At 72.8% G+C, this 16,486-nt stretch carries 17 protein-coding genes; 12 read left to right on the top strand and 5 right to left on the bottom strand.

Annotated elements, in window-relative coordinates:
* Positions 1–86: 86 nt before the first annotated feature.
* Both ACCP09_RS11220 and ACCP09_RS11215 read left to right on the top strand, forming a co-directional pair.
* Positions 87–1,274: a pyridoxal phosphate-dependent aminotransferase gene (locus ACCP09_RS11220; RefSeq protein ID WP_027933356.1), complete on the top strand. Its 1,188-nt coding sequence runs from the start codon at positions 87–89 to the stop codon at positions 1,272–1,274.
* A gap of 96 nt (positions 1,275–1,370) precedes the next feature.
* Entirely contained in the window at positions 1,371–1,556 is a 186-nt protein-coding gene (locus ACCP09_RS11215; RefSeq protein WP_017985728.1) for a hypothetical protein, read from the top strand.
* Here ACCP09_RS11215 and ACCP09_RS11210 read toward each other — a convergent pair.
* Both ACCP09_RS11210 and ACCP09_RS11205 read right to left on the bottom strand, forming a co-directional pair.
* Positions 1,553–2,131 (bottom strand): HAD family hydrolase, encoded by a 579-nt coding sequence (locus tag ACCP09_RS11210; RefSeq protein ID WP_433745559.1) that lies wholly within the window; start codon positions 2,129–2,131, stop codon positions 1,553–1,555. The genes ACCP09_RS11215 and ACCP09_RS11210 overlap by 4 nt on opposite strands.
* Positions 2,128–3,141, bottom strand: coding sequence for a threonine aldolase family protein (locus ACCP09_RS11205; RefSeq protein WP_123687169.1), 1,014 nt, complete (start codon positions 3,139–3,141; stop codon positions 2,128–2,130). Before ACCP09_RS11205 ends, ACCP09_RS11210 begins: the two co-directional genes overlap by 4 nt.
* 126 nt (positions 3,142–3,267) lie before the next feature.
* On the opposite strand from ACCP09_RS11205, the gene ACCP09_RS11200 reads away from it, so the two are divergent.
* The 5 genes from ACCP09_RS11200 (at position 3,268) to ACCP09_RS11180 (ending at position 8,187) form a co-directional block, all read left to right on the top strand.
* A complete protein-coding gene (locus ACCP09_RS11200) occupies positions 3,268–3,777 on the top strand; it encodes a SigE family RNA polymerase sigma factor (RefSeq protein WP_027933352.1) in 510 nt (169 codons plus the stop codon).
* Positions 3,770–4,456: a hypothetical protein gene (locus ACCP09_RS11195; protein ID WP_378332846.1), complete on the top strand. Its 687-nt coding sequence runs from the start codon at positions 3,770–3,772 to the stop codon at positions 4,454–4,456. Before ACCP09_RS11200 ends, ACCP09_RS11195 begins: the two co-directional genes overlap by 8 nt.
* An 18-nt stretch (positions 4,457–4,474) precedes the next feature.
* Entirely contained in the window at positions 4,475–5,065 is a 591-nt protein-coding gene (locus ACCP09_RS11190) for a TetR/AcrR family transcriptional regulator (RefSeq protein ID WP_027933350.1), read from the top strand.
* Positions 5,062–6,486: an adenylosuccinate lyase gene (purB, locus tag ACCP09_RS11185; protein WP_433745555.1), complete on the top strand. Its 1,425-nt coding sequence runs from the start codon at positions 5,062–5,064 to the stop codon at positions 6,484–6,486. The genes ACCP09_RS11190 and purB overlap by 4 nt, the downstream gene beginning before the upstream one ends.
* Positions 6,487–7,221: 735 nt before the next feature.
* Positions 7,222–8,187, top strand: coding sequence for a helix-turn-helix transcriptional regulator (locus ACCP09_RS11180; protein ID WP_027933348.1), 966 nt, complete (start codon positions 7,222–7,224; stop codon positions 8,185–8,187).
* Here the strand turns inward: ACCP09_RS11180 and ACCP09_RS11175 are convergent.
* Positions 8,178–9,095, bottom strand: a complete 918-nt coding sequence (locus tag ACCP09_RS11175; RefSeq protein WP_378362160.1) for an SDR family oxidoreductase — start codon at positions 9,093–9,095, stop codon at positions 8,178–8,180. The genes ACCP09_RS11180 and ACCP09_RS11175 overlap by 10 nt on opposite strands.
* A gap of 96 nt (positions 9,096–9,191) precedes the next feature.
* Here ACCP09_RS11175 and ACCP09_RS11170 point away from each other — a divergent pair, with 96 nt between their 5' ends.
* Positions 9,192–9,938, top strand: coding sequence for a DUF2334 domain-containing protein (locus ACCP09_RS11170; RefSeq protein WP_123684467.1), 747 nt, complete (start codon positions 9,192–9,194; stop codon positions 9,936–9,938).
* Here the strand turns inward: ACCP09_RS11170 and ACCP09_RS11165 are convergent.
* Positions 9,857–10,495, bottom strand: coding sequence for an MBL fold metallo-hydrolase (locus ACCP09_RS11165; RefSeq protein ID WP_027933345.1), 639 nt, complete (start codon positions 10,493–10,495; stop codon positions 9,857–9,859). The genes ACCP09_RS11170 and ACCP09_RS11165 overlap by 82 nt on opposite strands.
* A 21-nt stretch (positions 10,496–10,516) precedes the next feature.
* Positions 10,517–11,452 carry a DUF5937 family protein gene (locus tag ACCP09_RS11160; RefSeq protein WP_433745549.1) on the bottom strand — a complete coding sequence of 312 codons (936 nt, stop codon included), beginning with the start codon at positions 11,450–11,452 and terminating at the stop codon, positions 10,517–10,519.
* 1,089 nt (positions 11,453–12,541) lie between these two features.
* Between ACCP09_RS11160 and ACCP09_RS11155 the strand changes: the two genes are divergently transcribed.
* The 4 genes from ACCP09_RS11155 to ACCP09_RS11140 are packed head-to-tail and all read left to right on the top strand — an operon-like array spanning position 12,542 to position 16,475.
* Complete coding sequence (locus ACCP09_RS11155) at positions 12,542–13,642, top strand: MFS transporter (protein WP_433745547.1); 1,101 nt, start codon at positions 12,542–12,544, stop codon at positions 13,640–13,642.
* Positions 13,643–13,652: 10 nt separating this feature from the next.
* The gene (locus ACCP09_RS11150) at positions 13,653–15,137 is read left to right on the top strand and encodes an aldehyde dehydrogenase family protein (RefSeq protein ID WP_378362164.1); all 1,485 of its coding nucleotides are present in this window, start codon (positions 13,653–13,655) and stop codon (positions 15,135–15,137) included.
* Positions 15,138–15,193: 56 nt separating this feature from the next.
* Entirely contained in the window at positions 15,194–15,625 is a 432-nt protein-coding gene (locus ACCP09_RS11145) for a L,D-transpeptidase (protein ID WP_378332853.1), read from the top strand.
* A gap of 37 nt (positions 15,626–15,662) precedes the next feature.
* On the top strand, positions 15,663–16,475 hold the full coding sequence (locus ACCP09_RS11140; RefSeq protein ID WP_123684462.1) for an IclR family transcriptional regulator: 813 nt from the start codon (positions 15,663–15,665) through the stop codon (positions 16,473–16,475).
* The last annotated feature ends 11 nt before the right edge of the window (positions 16,476–16,486 follow it).

Below are 16,486 nucleotides of genomic sequence, written 5' to 3'. Positions count from 1 at the left end.
TCGGTGGCGTTTCGTTGCCGGGCGGCGGTTGGCGCGCTGTGGGCCACCACGAGGTGCGCCACGATGCCCGACTTACCCTGAAGCCCATGGTCGCCTCAGCCTCGTTTCCCGGTCCGGCCAAGCGGGCGGACGTCGCGCCCTTCCACGTCATGGAGGTGCTCTCCGCGGCCGCCGCCCGGCAGCGGACCCACGGGGACGTCGTCAGCCTCGCCGCGGGGCAGCCCAGCGCGGGCGCGCCCAAGCCGGTCCTGGAGGCGGCCGCACGCGCTCTACAGGACCAGAACCTGGGCTACACCGTCCAGCTCGGCATCCCCGAGCTGCGCGAAGCCATCGCCGGGCACTACGACCGCCGCTACGGGATGACCGTCAGCCCGGAGGACGTCATCGTCACCACCGGGTCCTCGGGCGGCTTCATGCTGTCGTTCCTGTCCGCCTTCGACGCCGGCGCCCGCGTCGCCATGGCCCGGCCCGGCTACCCGGCCTACCGCAACCTGCTGTCCGCCCTCGGCTGCGAGGTCGTCGAGTTCGCCACCGACGAGAGCACCCGCTTCCAGCCGACCGTCGACCTGCTCGACGAGCTCGGTCCGCTCGACGGGTTGATCGTGGCGAGCCCGACCAACCCGGCAGGCACCGCGCTGCCGCCCGGCGAGCTCGCCGCCATCGCAGGCTGGTGTTCGTCCCGCGGCGTGCAGCTGATCAGCGACGAGATCTACCACGGCATCTCCTACGGCACCGAGCTCGGCTGCGCCTGGCAGTCCACCACCGAATCGATCGTGCTCGGCTCGTTCTCCAAGTACTTCGCCATGACCGGCTGGCGGCTGGGCTGGATGCTCGCCCCGAAGCGCCTGCACCGCGCGGTCGACGTGCTCACCGGCAACCTCAACATCTGCGCCCCGGCGCTCGCCCAGCACGCGGCCGTCGCCGCGTTCGAGCCGGAGTCCTACGCCGAGCTGGACGGGCACGTCGCCCACTACCGGCGCAACCGCGACCTGCTGCTGGACGGCCTCGCGAGCATCGGGCTGACCCGCGTCGCCCCGGTGGACGGCGCGTTCTACGCCTACGTCGACGTCTCCGAGCACACCACCGACAGCCTGAGCTGGTGCCAGCGGCTGCTCGCCGACACCGGCGTCGCGATCACCCCGGGCATCGACTTCGACCCCGTGGACGGCGGGAAGTTCGTCCGGTTCTCGTTCGCGGGCTCCGAGTCCGACGTCACCGAGGGGGTCGCGCGCCTGGGCCGGTGGCTCTCCGGGGGAACCCCCAGTTTTCCCTGAACGTTGACCAGAACGCGGGCGTCCCGGCACGAAACCGTGCCAGGCTGCACGTAGCGGGCCGAACGAGCCCGCGTGGCACAACCGGAGGGGAATGCCATGTTCTGGAAGATCGTCGGCGCGCTGCTCGTCGCCTGGCTCGCGTTCATGGTGATCGGCTCGGTGATCGGGTTCGTCTTCAAGGCGATCCTGTGGATCGCCGTGATCGGCGGCGTCGGCTTCCTCGGTGCCGCGGCCTACAACGCGATCAAGAACAACAAGGAGCGCAAGCAGATCCGCCCCTAGAGCAGAGCGCGCGCAGCGTCGGCCCCGTCCCACACGTGCGCGCGCAGGCCGGCCGCCCGCGCGCCATCCACATTGGACTGGCGGTCGTCGAAGAAGACGCAGTCGCCCGCCGGCACGCCCAGGCGGGCGACGAGCAGTTCGAAGATCTCCGCGTCCGGCTTGGCCACACCGACGTCGCCGGAGAACACCCGGACGCGGAAGTGCCGCATCCACTCCTGCCGCTCGGCGAACCGGGCGAACGAGGACGGCGCGTTGGACAACAGCGCCAGCGGCACCCCGGCCTCGCTCAACCCGGCCAGCAGCTCCAGCGCCGACTCCCGCACGTCCGACCAGCCGCGGATGTCGATCTCGGTCAGCCGGTCCGATGTGGACTCGTCGACGGGCACGCCGAGCGCCTCGCCGACCCCGCCCCAGTACTCCAGATCCGCGCAGCCGCGGTCGTAGGCGTCCCGCAGCCGCCAGTAGTGCGGCTCGAACTCCGCCAGCGGCACACCCAGCGTGGCCGCCAGATCCGGCAAGGCGGTCGTCCGGCCGCAGATCACCTCGCCGTAGTCGAACACCACCCACCCGGTCACGGGTGACCACCGGCCTTGATGCGGCGCAGCGCCTCGTCCACGTCGGCCGGCGAGACGTCCCGGTGCAGCACGAACCGCACCTTGCCGGCCATCGGCAGCGCCAGCACGCCCTGGGCCTGCAGCGACTCCAGCGTCACCGCGATGTCGGCGACCGGCGCGAGCACGATGTTGGTCTCCGGGGTGTCGGCCTGCCAGCCCAGCTCACGCAGCCCGTCGGCCAGCCGCCGGGCCTTCTCGTGCTCCGCGGCGAGGTCCGGGACCCGGTCCAGCGCGACCAGGCAGGCCGCGGCGAGCACACCGATCTGCCGCATGCCGCCGCCGAGCATCTGCCGCATCCGGCGCGCCCGCTCCACGAACTCCCGGCTGCCCGCGACGACCGACCCGGCCGGCGCGCCCAGCCCCTTGCTGAAGCACGCCGACACGCTGTCCACGCCCACGGTCAGCGCGGCGGGCGGCAGGCCGAGCGCGACAGCCGCGTGCCAGACGCGGGCGCCGTCCAGGTGGACCTGCAGCCCGGCCTGCCGCGCGGTGGACAGCAGCTGGGCGTGCTCGTGCGGCGGGATGACCGCGCCGCCCGCCGCGTTGTGGGTGTTCTCCAGGCACAGCAGGGTCGTGCGCAGCGCGTAGTACGGCCCGCTGCGGGTGCCGATGGCCGCCGCGACCGTCTCCGGCTTGGGCCGCCCGGGGCCGCCGTCGTGCGGCAGCGCTTCCGGCATGCCGCCGGCGAGCCAGGCGGCGGAGCCCAGCTCGTTGTTCAGGACGTGCGCGTTGTTCGGGGCGAGGAACCGGTCGCCGCGCTTGAGGTGGACGGACAGGGCGATGAGGTTGGCCATCGTGCCGCTGGGCGTCCACAGCGCCGCCGGCATGCCGAGGACCGCGGCCGCGCGCTCCTCGAGCTCGCGGACCGTCGGGTCGACGTCGATGACGTTGTCGCCGACCTCAGCGGACGCCATCGCTCTGCGCATCTGCTCATCCGGACGAGTGACGGTGTCAGAGCGGAAGTCGATCAACTGGGTGGCTGCGGAGGTCACAGTCAGATCACATCACACCGTTCAGATGATCTTCAAGAAGGTGCAACCCACCGTCGGCGCAGTTCCGTCTTTACGCCGAGACGTCGGAGCGGAGAGCCTTAGCGCGTGGACGAGGGTGACGAGCGGGACTTCGCGGAGTACTTCGCGGCAAAACGCGACTCCGTGCGCCGGACCGCGTACCTGCTCTGCGGCGACTGGCACCGCGCGGACGACCTCGCGCAGACGGCGTTCGTGGCGCTGCACCGGAAGTGGAACCGCATCCGGGATCGCGCCGCGACCGACGCCTACGTGCGGAAGACGCTGGTCCGGGCGTCGATCGACGAGTCGAGACGGCCCTGGCGGAGGGAGCGGCACGTGGAGCAGCTGCCCGAGCCCGAGCCCGCGGGCGCCCGGATGGACGACCAGGTCGCCACGCGCGCGGACCTGCTGGCCGGGCTGCGCGCGGTGCCGCCGAAGCAGCGCGCCGTGCTGGTCCTGCGGTACTTCGAGGGGCTGGACGTGGCCGGTGTCGCGAAGGTCCTCGGCTGCAGCGAGGGGAACGTGAAGAGCCAGACCGCGCGGGGGCTGGCGAACCTGCGCGACGCGCTGGGCGAGGAGGTGGAAGCCGGTGGATGAGCGAGAGCTGACGGAGTTGTTCCGGTCCGCGCCCGGTGAGCCGCCCCCGGCGGGGTTCGACGTGCGGGACGTGCGGACGGCCTCGGCGCGGGTCACGACGCGGCGGCGCACGACGCTCGCGGTGGCGTCACTCTGCGTGGTCTTCGCCCTGTTCGGCGCCGGAATCGCCGGGTTCGTCCAGTCCCGGACCACTCAATCGAATCAAGTCCAGGGGCAGGAGCAACCGGCTAACGCGCCGGGGCGTCTCCCGTCCGCTGTGCCCCAGCTTTCCGGTCCCTCCGCCATGCAGGGAGGAGAGGGCGCCGGGGAGAACGGCCCGCGGGCCGACAGCACCTCCGGGTGCGACAAGGTGGACCGGGAGCTCGCCACCGCCCTCGCTGGCGAGCTCCCGGCCACCGGGATCACGGGGCCGGACGCGGGCGACGTGTGCACGCCGGGCTCGCGCACCGCGAGGTACGGCGTCACCGAGAACGGCCGCAGCGGTTCGGTGTCGGCGACCGTGCTGCCACCCGGGGCCAGCGTCCAGCTCGCGAAGCTCGCCGACGGCGCCGTCGTGGACCAGCGGCTGACCGCGGGCGGCGGGACGGTGATCGTGCTGAGTGTGCCCGCCCCGGGCAGCGCCGCGCCGCTGGCGGACGACGTCCCGAAGATCGCCACCGCGCTCGCGCAGAGGTTCTAGCTGGTTAGATGGGCGGCCATGACGTCCGGAGCGAGCACGCCGAAGGGTGAGCGCAGGCGGGCCGCCCTCATCGAGGCGGCCGCCGAGCTGCTGGTCGAAGGCGGTTTCGACGCGATCCGGCACCGCGCGGTCGCCGAGCGGGCCGGGCTGCCGCTGGCGTCGACGACGTACTACTTCGATTCGCTCGACGACCTCATCAGCGCCGCCGCCGAGCACCACGGCCGCGCCGAGCTGGCGAAGGGGCACGCGCAGCTGGACGACCTGCCGACCGAGCACCGCCGCATCGACAGCGTCGTGGAACTGGTGCTGGACCAGTTGCTCGGCGAGGACCCCGGCTACGAGGCGGTGCTGCTGCGGTACGAGCGGCTGGTGGCGACCGGGCGGCGGCCGTACCTGCGGCCGTTGATGCGGGCGCTCGGCGCGGAGCTGCGGGAGCTGCTGACGGAGATCTTCGCCCGGTCCGGGCTGGTGATCGAGCGGGACCGGCTGGAGGAGCTGATCGCGCTCGTCGACGGCGCCGTGGTCAACGCCTTGATCGAGGTGGATCCGGATCCGCGGGCGGTGGCGCGGGCGAGGCTCGCTCGCGCGCTATCTAAGCTTGGGTCGTGACGAAACCGCAGATCCCCAACGTCCTCGCCGGTCGCTACGCCTCTCCCGAGCTGGTCTCGCTGTGGTCGCCGGAGAACAAGGTGAAGCTCGAGCGCGAGCTGTGGATCGCGGTGCTGCGCGCCCAGCGCGACCTGGGTGTCGAGGTGCCGGACGGGGTCGTCGAGGACTACGAGCGGGTGCTGGACCAGGTCGACCTCGGCAGCATCGCGGAGCGGGAGCGCGTCACCCGGCACGACGTGAAGGCGCGCATCGAGGAGTTCAACGCGCTGGCCGGGCACGAGCACGTGCACATGGGCATGACGTCGCGCGATCTGACGGAGAACGTCGAGCAGCTGCAGGTCCGGCGGTCGCTGGAGCTGGTGCGCTCGCGGGTGGCCGCGGTGCTGGCGCGGCTGGCGGCGCTGGCCGCCGAGCACGCGGAGCTGGTGATGGCGGGCCGGTCGCACAACGTGGCCGCCCAGGCGACGACGCTGGGCAAGCGCTTCGCGACGGCCGCGGACGAGCTGCTGGTGGCGTTCGACCGGCTGGACGACCTGATCGGGCGGTACCCGTTGCGCGGGATCAAGGGCCCGGTGGGGACGGCGCAGGACATGCTGGACCTGCTGGGTTCCGCGGAGACGCTGGCCGAGCTGGAGAACCGGATCGCCGCGCACCTGGGGTTCTCGCGGACGTTCACCAGCGTGGGGCAGGTGTACCCGCGGTCGCTGGACTTCGACGTGCTGTCCGCGCTGGTGCAGCTGGCGGCGGCGCCGTCGAGCCTGGCGAAGACGATTCGCTTGATGGCCGGGCACGAGCTGGTGACCGAGGGGTTCAAGCCGGGGCAGGTCGGCTCGTCGGCGATGCCGCACAAGATGAACACGCGGTCGTGCGAGCGGGTCAACGGCTTGGCGGTCGTGCTGCGTGGCTACTTGTCGATGATCGGCGAGCTGGCGGGCGACCAGTGGAACGAGGGGGACGTGTCGGATTCGGTGGTGCGCCGGGTCGCGCTGCCGGACGCGTTCTTCGCGCTGGACGGGCTGCTGGAGACGTTCTTGACGGTGCTCGACGAGTTCGGCGCGTTCCCGGCCGTGGTGGCGCGGGAGCTGGAGCGGTACCTGCCGTTCCTGGGGACGACGAAGGTGCTGATGGCGTCGGTGCGGGCCGGGGTCGGCCGGGAGACCGCCCACGAGGCGATCAAGGAGCACGCGGTCGGGGTGGCGCTGGCGATGCGCGAGAAGGGCGCCGACAACGACCTGCTGGACCGGCTCGCGGCCGATGCGCGGGTGCCGCTGGACCGCGCCGGGCTTGAGCAGTTGCTCGCCGACCGGATCTCGTTCACCGGGGTGGCGCCGGCTCAGGTGGCTGCCGTGGTGGCGCGCGTGGAGGACGTGCTGGAGCGGTTCCCGGAGGCTTCGAAGTACGTGCCGCAGCCGATCCTCTGACCGCCGGGTTGGTGGTGTGTTTGCGCGGGTGCGCGGGTGCGCGGGTGCGCCGGCGCTTCGGGAAGCGGGTAGCTCGAAGCGCGGTAGCTTCGCGAAGCGGGTAGCGCGAAGCGGGTAGCGCTGCCCGCGAGGCGCGGTAGCGCTGCCTCTCGATGGAAGGGCCGTTCGTGCCGATGGAAGGCCCGTTCGCGCCAGCGCCGACGGGCATCTCGCACGGTGATGGGTGGCCGATTCGGAAGCGATGGCGTGAACGGTCCATTCATCGCAACGCGAGATGCGCCTCTCGCCGCTGCGCGAGAGGACCAACGACGCACGCCTCGATGAACAGCCCACCCACATCGACGCGAGCGGACACCTCACGCGGTCGCGACATGCACACTCGCGCCTCCACGACATACCCCTCCGCGCACTCACGAGATGCCCACCTATGTGCCGATGAACGGACCAATCATCACCCCACCGGTGCGCACCCCGCACACCCACCAGCCGCCCCCTCACGCACCCGCGACATGTCCACTCAAGCGCCGATGAACGGCCCATTCACCAACCCCGCCACAAGCGCACCTCGCCCACCCACCAGCCGCCCCCTCACGCACTCGCGAGGTGTCCACTGACGCGGCGATGAACGGACCATTCATCGCCGCGCGGCCGCTTGCACCCACTTGCCCAACCACCCGCCCGGCCGTGCTGCCACCACGGCCACCCGCACGTCGGCATCTCCGGCATCATCGGGGGATGCGCGCGGAACGTCTGGTGGCCCTGCTCTTCACCCTGCAGAGCAGGCGCAGCGCGACCGTCCCCGAGCTGGCCGAGGCGCTCGGCGTTTCGGAGCGCACCATGCACCGCGACATCGCCGCCCTGCAGGCCGCTGGTGTTCCACTGTGGACGGAGACCGGGCGGTACGGCGGCGTGCGGCTCGTGGAGGGGTGGCGCACCCGGCTGGACGGGCTCACCTCCCGCGAGGCCGTCGCCATCTTCGCGATGGGCGTGCCCCGCGCGCTGGCCGAGCTGGGTCTCGGCACCGCCGTCTCCGCCGCCCACGCCAAGGTCAGCGCCACCCTCCCCGCCCCGCTGCGGGAGCAGGCCCAGCACCTCGCCCAGCGCTTCCACCTCGACGCGCCCGGCTGGTTCAAGTCCGAAGAGGACGCCGAGCACCTGGCGACCATCGCCCAGTCCGTGTGGGAGCAGCGCCGCGCCGCGATCACCTACCGGCGCGGCGACCACACCGTCGAACGCCTCCTCGAACCACTCGGCCTCGTCCTCAAGGCCGGCGTCTGGTACCTCGTCGCCCGCATCGAGCACAGCATCCGCACCTACCGCGTCAGCAAGGTCACCGCCGTCGAGCTCACCGACGAGCGCTTCGAGCGGCCCGCCGACTTCGACCTCGCCGGCTGGTGGCAGCGCTCCTCCACCCAGTTCGAACGCTCCCTGCAACGCCACCCGGTCCGCCTGCGCCTGTCCCGCTGGGGCGTGAAACGCCTCCCGCAGATCCTCGACGCCGACCTGGCCATCGCCGCCCTTGACGCGGCTGGGCCGCCGGACCCCGAGGGCTGGGTCGAGGTCACCGTCGACCTCGAAGAACCAGCCATCGCGGCGAGCATGTTGCTCGGCCTCGGCACCGACGTCGAGGTCGTCGAGCCACCCGCCGTGCGCGCCTTGTTCGCCGACGCCGCACGGCGGATGGCCGACCGTCACCGGTAGCCGGTCGGGTCCGCGGGCTTGCCCGCTTCCTGGACCTCCACGACGTAGCGCCAGCCGTCCGGCCTGCTGCCGTCCACGTCGTCGAACTCGTAGATCTTCGCCAGCTGCCCGCTGTTCAACGTCTGCCCGTGGAACCGGTGCCGCTCGGGGTCGGCCGCCAGCGACGCGACCGCCCTGCCCACGAACGCCGGCGATTCCGAGATGCAGAAGTGCGGCTCCTTCGCGAGCGCGTCCCGCCAGTTCTCCTCGGTCACGCCGTAGTGCTCCAGCATCGCCTCCGACCGCAGCCAGCCCGGCGTCATCGCCACCGCCGTCGCGCCGTGCGGGGCCAGGTCGTGCGCCTCCGCCTTGACGATGCTGTGCGACGCCGCCTTCGCCACGTAGAACCCGATCGACGTGCCCTCGCGGAACCGCGAGTTGTACTCCTCGGTCCCGTCGGTCATCTCCACCACCAGCCCGCCCTGGTTACGGATCACCAGCGGCAGCAGGAAGTGACTCGTGATGATGTGCGCGTCGATGCCCAGCCGGATCGACCGCAGGGCGTGCTCCAGCGGCAGGTCCCACACCGCCTCGCCCCACCCGATGTACTCGTCGCCGCCCCAGATGCCGTCGACCAGGATGTCCAGCCGCCCCTGCTCGCGGTCGACCCGCTCGGCCAGGGCCCGCACCTGCTCCGGGTCGAGGTGGTCGACGCGGATCGCCGCGCCCTTGCCGCCCGCGTCGGTGATCCGCTCCAGCGTGCCCTCGATGGTCTCCGGCCTGCCCACCTCGGACCGGTGCTCACCGGACGTCCGCCCAGTGACGTACACGAACGCGCCCCGGCGCCCCAGCTCGACCGCGATCGCCCGGCTCGCCCCGCGCGTGCCACCGGCGACGAGGGCGACCTTCCCACTCAGTTCGTTGCTCATACGTCCACCGTGTCGGTGAACCCTGTCAGATCCCGTCATGGTTGCCGTCACCCGCGGGTAAGGGGTTCGTCATGACGATCTGGTGCGGTGGGTGACATGGACGCCCGTCTGCTGGTCTCGCTGTCCGGCATCGGTCCTCGGACGCTGCACCGCTGCGCCGAACTCGCGGCCGAGCTGGACCGCCGAAACGTCCCCCTGTCCCTCCTCTTCGCGCCGCGCACCGAGGGTTCGCAGGCCGTCACCACCTGGGTCCGCGAGCGCACCAGTCGCGGCGACGGTCTCCTGCTGCACGGCTACGACCACCGCATCCCGCCCAGCCACCGGGCGGTCAGCCTGCACCGCAAGGCCGAGTTCGCCGGCCTGCCCGCGCACGAGGCCCGGCTGCGGATGATCGCCGCGAAGGCTGCGCTGGAGAAGCTCGGCCTCGGCGCGGACGGGTTCGCGCCGCCGCGGTGGCTGGCCTCGCCCGGCACGCTCGCCGCGGCGGGCGAGCACTTCGCGCTGTGCGCCGACCTCGCCGCGGTGCACGACCTGCGCACCCGCACCGTGCACCGCTCGCGGGTCCAGTCGTTCGCGGCGCACAACCACCGGACTGAGACCGTGCGCGCGTTCGCGCTCGTGCTCGCCTCGGCACGGGCCGCGCGACGTGGTGGTCTCGTGCGCCTCGGGATCGACGCCGCCGATCTCGCCCGGCCCGGTCTCCGGCACGCCTTCCTCGACGCGGTCGACGTCGCGCTGGAGAACCGGGCCTTCGGTACGACCTACGGGAGCTTGATGTCCTCGCCGCGCGTCGGCGCGCGCACCTCGGTGCCCTCCGGCGCGAGGTTGGTGAACAAGCCGTAGTGCATCGCCGGGTTCGCGAGCACCGCCTCGTGGATCGGCACTGCGACGCGCGGCGCGACCGCCCGCAGGTAGTCGACGGCTTCGCCGGCCTTGAGCCACGGCGCGCCGGTCGGCAGGCCGAGCACGTCGATCTTCTGCTCGGGCACGAAGAACGAGTCGCCGGGGTGGTAGAAGGCGCCGTGGTCGACGATGTAGCCGACGTTCGGGATGACCGGGATGTCGGAGTGGATCACGGCGTGCTGCCCGCCGACGACGTTCACCGCGGCGCCGCCCGCCTCGAACGCGTCGCCCGGGTTGACGACCTGGAACTCCAGGCCCAGCTTCTGCACGGTCTCCGCCGAACCGGGGTCGACGACCAGCTTCGCGTCCGGGTTGGCTTCGAGCAGCACCGGCAGGCGTTCGCTGTCGATGTGGTCGAAGTGCTGGTGGGTGATCAGGACCGCGTCCAGCTCGCGCTCGCCCTCGAAACCCTCCGAGAACGCGCCGGGGTCGAGCAGGATCCGCGCGTTTTCCGTCTCCAGCAGGACACAGGCGTGTCCGAAATGGACGATTCGCATCAGGTGCTCCTCCGCGTGGGTTCAGGACCAGCCTAGGCCCGCCAGAATCGCGTCGCCAAGATCGCTGCGGCGGTACCGGACCTCATGTCCGGATCGCGCCGACGTGAGGATCCCCACGCCCCGCAGCGCGGTGACGTGCGCGGACACGGTGCTCGGCGCGAGACCCAGCCGGCCCGCGAGCGCGGAGGTGGACAGCGGCTCGCCGAGGGCGAGCAGGACGGTGGCCTTGGTGCGGCCGAACACCGCGGCGAGACGGGCGTCGTGGTCCGGACGGCCGCCCCACAACGCGGCGACACCGCGGGCGGGGTAGAGCAGCGCGGGCTGCCAGGGCGGCACGGTGACCACGCCGACGCCGGGCCAGGCGAAGACGGCGGGCAGCAGGAGCAGGCCACGACGGCCGAGGCGGACCCGTTCCCGGGACCGGGATTCGACCAGGACCGTGCCGTCGACGAGCCGGACGCGCCGGTGCAGGTCCGCGAAGACGAGTGGCAGACCGCCGTCGGCGAGCCGGCGGGAGCGGTGGGCGATGTCGGCCGCGAGGACGTCCCGCATCCCCGGCCAGTGCGGCGCGACCAGCTCGGACCAGACGAGCGCCATCTGGTCGGCGAGCAGGTCGCGGGCCTTCGCCGGGTCGGCGGGCAGGCCGCTGAGGTCGGCGTCGACCATGGCCAGCTCGGCGGCGACCTGTCGCGGCGGCGTGCGGCGGATGCGGTCCAGCTGCGCCTCGGCGGTGGTATGCGGGCCGTCCGGCGGCGGGCTGAGGAAGTCGGTGATGTAGCGGCGGCCGGACAGGACGCTGCGCAGCTCGGCGATCGGCAGGTCGGCACCGGTCAGCCACGGCGGGTGCGCGGGGTGTGCGCGCAGGCCGAGCCCGACCTGGACCGCGCCGAGCACCTCCTCCAGCGGGGAGATGCCGAAGCGGACCGGGCTCGCGGCGGTGAGAACCAACTCGATCATGGCGGCCGACTTTCGGGGATTTCCGAATCAGTATGGATCCGGGAGGGGCGGCGGAACAGTCGGAAGGGTGCGAATCGGGGCAGATGGGGTGGCACCGCTGGGCGGGCAGCGCTCGGGTGGGTGGCTCGCCGGGGCGCGGGATGCCTGGGTGCTGGGCGGTGGCCGAGCCGAAGCCGCGTGGGGCTCACCCGGGGCCGGGGCGTCGGCCGGGGCGGGGGCGGCCCCGGCGGGGCTTGGCGGCCAGCCGCCGGGACGGGGGTGCCCCGGCACCGGGGCGGTGGCCGAGCCGAAGCCGGGTGGGGAATTCGCCCGGAGCCGCGCGACGGCTCGCCGTGCGGGCGGCTCCCGGTAGGCGCGCGAAGCACCCGCGCGGCCGGCACCGACCACAGGCCGGGGACCGAGCCCCCGCCAGGCAAGGCCCGGCGGCGGCCCGCCGGGGCGCGGGATGCCTGGGTGCCAGGCGGTGGCCGAGCAGAAGTCGCGTGGGGGCTCGCCCGCAGCCGCGCGGCGGCTCGCCGTGCGCGCGGCTTCCATTAGGCGCGCGAAGCAGCCGCGCGGCCGGCGCCGGCCGCGCGGCCGGGGATCGAGCCCCCGCCCGGCAAGGCCAGGGTGGCGGCCCGCCGGGGCGCAGGATGCCTGGTGCCAGGCGGTGGCCGAGCAGAAGTCGCGTGGGGGCTCGCCCGCAGCCGCGCGGCGGCTCGCCGTGCGCGCGGCTCCCGGTAGGCGCGCGAAGCAGCCGCGCGGCCGGCGCCGACCGCAGGCCGGGGACCGAGCCCCCGGCCCGGCAACGCCCGGCGGCAGGCCGCCGAGGCACGGGATGCCTGGGTGCCAGGCGGCGGCCGAGCAGAAGTCGCGTGGGGGGCTCGCCCGCAGCCGCGCGACGGCTCGCCGAGCAGGCGGCTCCCGCTGGAGGTGGGCAGCACCGGGAGCCTGGCCGCGGGCCGGGCCCGCCCGCCGGGGCATGGCGGCCAACCAGCCGGATCAGGTGCCCGGCCGGCGCCACGGCGAGACGGGCCGCTAACCGGGTTGGTCCGGAAGAAGTGGACCTTCCGACCGGGGCCGGAACCAAACACCACCAAGGAGATCCAGGTGAATCGCGCGTATTGGCGCTGGTCCGCGGGCGCCCAGCTCTACCGCCTGCCCATCGCCATGGGGCCGCTCGCCTTCACGTCCGTCGCCGCCGTTGTCACCGGGTCCTACCGGCTCGGCGGGGTGATGGTCGCCGTGCTCGTGGGGGCCGAGATCGTGGGCGCGGTGCCGTGCGGGCGGCTGCTCGACCGGATCGGCGTGACCCGCGGTCTGGTGCTCCTCCTGCTCGCCGCGGGCACGGCCATGGCGGCGCTCGTCGTGGCCGCGGGGGCCGAATCCCACGGGCTGCTGCTGGTCGCGCTGGTCGTCGTGCCCGGGCTGGTCGTCGGCGGGCTGTCCGGCGGCTTCCGAACCCTGCTCGGCTCCGTCGTGCCGGACGATCGGCTGCCGCGCGCCGTCGCGATCGACTCGATGCTCTTCGAGGGTGTCCTGATCGCCGGGCCGCTGCTGGTCGCCGCGCTGAACCCGGCCGGCGCGCTCGTCCCGCTCGCCGCCATGGCCGCGGCCTACTTCGCCGCCGCGCTGGCCGTGCCGCGGGCCGTCGCGCCAGCCCCGCCGAGGGCGGCGAAACTGCCCGTCCGGAACGCACTGCCGTGGCTCGCGTGCCTGTTCGCGCTCGGCCACCTGCTCGCGACCGTCGAGGTCGCGCCATTGCCGCTGGTCCAACGGCTCGGCGCGGACCCGGCACTGGCCGCAGTGGTGATCGTCGTGCTGAGCGGGGCCAGCATCGCGGGCAGCGCGGTCTTCGCGTGGCGACGGCCACCCGCCGGACGGCGGCAGGCAGCGTTGGCGCTGGCCGGGTTCGTCGCAGGTGGCTCGGTGCTGGCTGCGGACCTCGGGTGGGCCGGGCTGCTCACCGGAGCGGCGCTGGTCGGCGGCGGCACCGGGCCGCTGTTGACCATCGCGTCCGTGCGGCTTCAGCGGTTGCTGCCGGAGGGCCGTCGCGCGGAGGGGTTCTCGGCCGCGTTCGTCGTGCAGGCGACCGGCTTCGGGCTGGGGTCGCTGAGCGTCGGCGTGCTGCCGTTGTCGCTGGCGCCCACTCTCGGGGTAGTGAGCTCGGCCTGCGCATGTGCCATGCTGGCGCTACTGAACAGTAGTTAGGAGGCCAAGGATGACCGCCGTGGAGCCGAAGCCGGCCGTCCAGGACACGTTCGACTCGCTGAACCCGGCCACCGACGAGGTCGTCGGGACCCACCCGGTGCACACCGCGGAGGACGTCCAGGCCGCGGTCGCCGCCGCGCGGACCGCCGCAGGCTGGTGGGCAGGCCTCGGGTTCGAGGGCCGCGCCGACCGCCTGCGCCGCTGGAACGGGATCATCACCCACCGCCTCGCCGAGCTGTGCGACGTCGTCAGCAAGGAGACCGGCAAGCCCGCCGGCGACGCGCAACTGGAGGCCGTGCTCGCGATCGAACACATCCACTGGGCGGCCCGCAACGCGCGCAAGGTGCTGGGCCGGAAACGCCGCTCGGCCGGACTGCTGCTGTCCAACCACACCGCGACCGTCGAGTACCAGCCGCTGGGCGTGGTCGGCGTGATCGGGCCGTGGAACTACCCGGTCTACACGCCGCTGGGCTCGATCACCTACGCCCTCGCGGCGGGAAACGCCGTGGTGTTCAAGCCGAGCGAGTACACCCCCGGCGTCGGGAAGTGGCTGGTCGACACGTTCGCCGAGGTGGTGCCCGAGTACCCGGTGCTGCAGCTGGTCACCGGCTTCGGCGCGACCGGCGCGGCGCTCGTCGGCGCGGGCGTGGACAAGATCGCGTTCACCGGCTCGACCGCGACCGGCAAGAAGATCATGGCCGCGGCCGCCGAGACCCTCACGCCGGTGGTCATCGAGGCCGGCGGCAAGGACCCGCTGATCGTCGACTCCGACGCCGACCTGGACGCGGCCGCCGACGCCGCCGTGTGGGGCGCGTTCTCCAACTCCGGGCAGACCTGCATCGGCGTGGAGCGGGTGTACGTGCACGAGCGGGTCTACGACCAGTTCGTGGACAAGGTCGTCGCGCTGACCCGCGGGGTGAAGCCGGGCGAGCAGTACGGCCCGATGACCATGCCGTCGCAGCTGGACGTGGTGCGCAGGCACATCGCCGACGCCCTGGCCCGCGGCGGCCGGGCGCTGACCGGCGGCGCGGACGCGGTCGGCGACCGGTTCGTCGAGCCGACCGTCCTGGTCGACGTGCCGGAGGACTCCGCCGCGGTGCGGGAGGAGACGTTCGGCCCGACCATGACGATCGCCAAGGTGCGCGACATGGACGAGGCGGTCGAAAAGGCCAACGCGACGGTCTACGGGCTCGGCTCGACGGTGTTCTCCCGTGCCAACGCCACGCGACTGGCCCAGCGGCTCAAGGCCGGGATGATCTCGATCAACGCGCCGTTCTCGTTCGCCGGAGCCGCGTCGCTGCCGTTCGGCGGGGTCGGCGACTCCGGGTTCGGGCGGATCCACGGGCCGGAGGGCCTGCGTGAGTTCGCGCGCCCGAAGGCGGTCGCCCGCCAGCGCTTCGCGGTGCCGATCAAGCTGACGACCTTCGCGCGCACCGAGAAGACGGACAAACTGGTGAGCAAGCTCGTCACGGGGTTGTACGGCCGGAAGCGCTGACGCCGGTGACTTGTCGCCGGACCGTGTGAACTTCTCGTCATCGGGTAACCATCCGTATGCGAAAGATCATCGGTATCGCGGCCGGAGCGGCGCTCCTCGGCTCGATCGGGATCGCCGCTCCCGCCGCACAAGCAGCGGAAACACCGTGCAGCCCGCAGGCGAAAGCGTGCCTGCGGCTGCACACCAACCAGGCCTGGCTGACGAACAACGGTCAGGTGACCCGCGGGCCCGTTCCGGTCACCGTGGGCAAACCCGGCCACGAGACGCCGGTGGGCACGTTCAAGGTCCAGTACCGCGACATCGACCACTACAGCAAGGCCTACGACGCCCCGATGCCGTACTCGGTGTTCTTCACGACCACCGGGGTGGCGTTCCACGAGGGCAGCCTGCGTGAGCAGTCGCACGGGTGCGTGCACCTCTCGCACGCCGACGCGAAGGCCTTCTACCAGACCCTCCGCACGGGTGACGTCGTCGAAGTCGTGAACTGAGTCCGGTATTTCGGACGAGGCGGGGTATCGTGCGGTCATGCCCCGTCTCGTACCGGCCGTGCTCCGGGCCGCGGACATCCTGGAACTGTTCCTCGACGAACACGTCCGCCTGTCCGCGACCGAGATCGTCGAGCGCCTGGGCCTGCCCCGCTCCACCACACACGAGCTGCTGACCACCCTCGTCGCCCGGAAGTACCTGGACCGCCAGGCAGGCGAGGAGACCATGTACCGCCTCGGCCCGAAGCTGCTCGAACTGGGGGCGCGCTACCAGCAGCGGCTGGAGTTCGGCGTCGAGGCGGACGCGGTGGCGCGGCGGGTCGCGGCGCAGTGCGACGAGACCGTGCACGTCGCCGTGCTGGACGGGCTCGAGGTCGTTTACGTGTCCAAAATAGACTCGACCCACTCGGTGCGACTGATCTCCGCGGTCGGCCGCAGGCTGCCGGCCAACTGCACCGCCGTGGGCAAGGTCCTGCTCGCCGGGCTGTCCAGGGAGGAGGTCAGCCGCCGCCTCAAGGGACACCGGCTGACCGCGCTCACCGAGCACAGCATCACGTCCCGCCCGGAGCTGCTCGCCCAGCTGGACGCGGTCCGCGTGACCGGCGTCGCGCACGAGCGCAGCGAGTCCAATCCGGACGCCGGCTGCGTGGCCGCGCCGGTGGTGGACTCGCGCGGCGAATGGGTCGCCGCGATGAGCATCTCCATCCCGACCTCGCGCCACGACCAGGAGTCCTGGCGCCGCTGGGAAAAACTGGTCCGCGAGGGCGCCGCCGAGCTCTCCCAGCGCCTCGGCGGCCGCCCTCGAGATCCTGCTGATCACGGCTTACACGGCGGTGCAGGTAGCGGAACCTGAGGCGGCCCCTC

It is taken from the genome of Amycolatopsis sp. 3B14 (assembly GCF_050958625.1).
GTDB classification, from domain to species: Bacteria; Actinomycetota; Actinomycetes; order Mycobacteriales; family Pseudonocardiaceae; genus Amycolatopsis_E; species Amycolatopsis_E thermoflava.
Note: the sequence above shows the minus strand (reverse complement) of the source record. Positions and strands in the feature narration are given on the sequence as shown.

Coding starts and splice junctions, on each gene's coding strand:
- ACCP09_RS11170 (WP_123684467.1), top strand. CDS start 9,192: ATGGACGCCCGTCTGCTGGTCTCGCTGTCCGGCATCGGTCCTCGGACG.
- ACCP09_RS11140 (WP_123684462.1), top strand. CDS start 15,663: ATGCCCCGTCTCGTACCGGCCGTGCTCCGGGCCGCGGACATCCTGGAA.
- ACCP09_RS11215 (WP_017985728.1), top strand. CDS start 1,371: ATGTTCTGGAAGATCGTCGGCGCGCTGCTCGTCGCCTGGCTCGCGTTC.
- ACCP09_RS11150 (WP_378362164.1), top strand. CDS start 13,653: ATGACCGCCGTGGAGCCGAAGCCGGCCGTCCAGGACACGTTCGACTCG.
- ACCP09_RS11190 (WP_027933350.1), top strand. CDS start 4,475: ATGACGTCCGGAGCGAGCACGCCGAAGGGTGAGCGCAGGCGGGCCGCC.
- ACCP09_RS11160 (WP_433745549.1), bottom strand. CDS start 11,452: ATGATCGAGTTGGTTCTCACCGCCGCGAGCCCGGTCCGCTTCGGCATC.
- ACCP09_RS11180 (WP_027933348.1), top strand. CDS start 7,222: ATGCGCGCGGAACGTCTGGTGGCCCTGCTCTTCACCCTGCAGAGCAGG.
- ACCP09_RS11175 (WP_378362160.1), bottom strand. CDS start 9,095: ATGAGCAACGAACTGAGTGGGAAGGTCGCCCTCGTCGCCGGTGGCACG.
- ACCP09_RS11145 (WP_378332853.1), top strand. CDS start 15,194: ATGCGAAAGATCATCGGTATCGCGGCCGGAGCGGCGCTCCTCGGCTCG.
- ACCP09_RS11220 (WP_027933356.1), top strand. CDS start 87: ATGGTCGCCTCAGCCTCGTTTCCCGGTCCGGCCAAGCGGGCGGACGTC.
- ACCP09_RS11165 (WP_027933345.1), bottom strand. CDS start 10,495: ATGCGAATCGTCCATTTCGGACACGCCTGTGTCCTGCTGGAGACGGAA.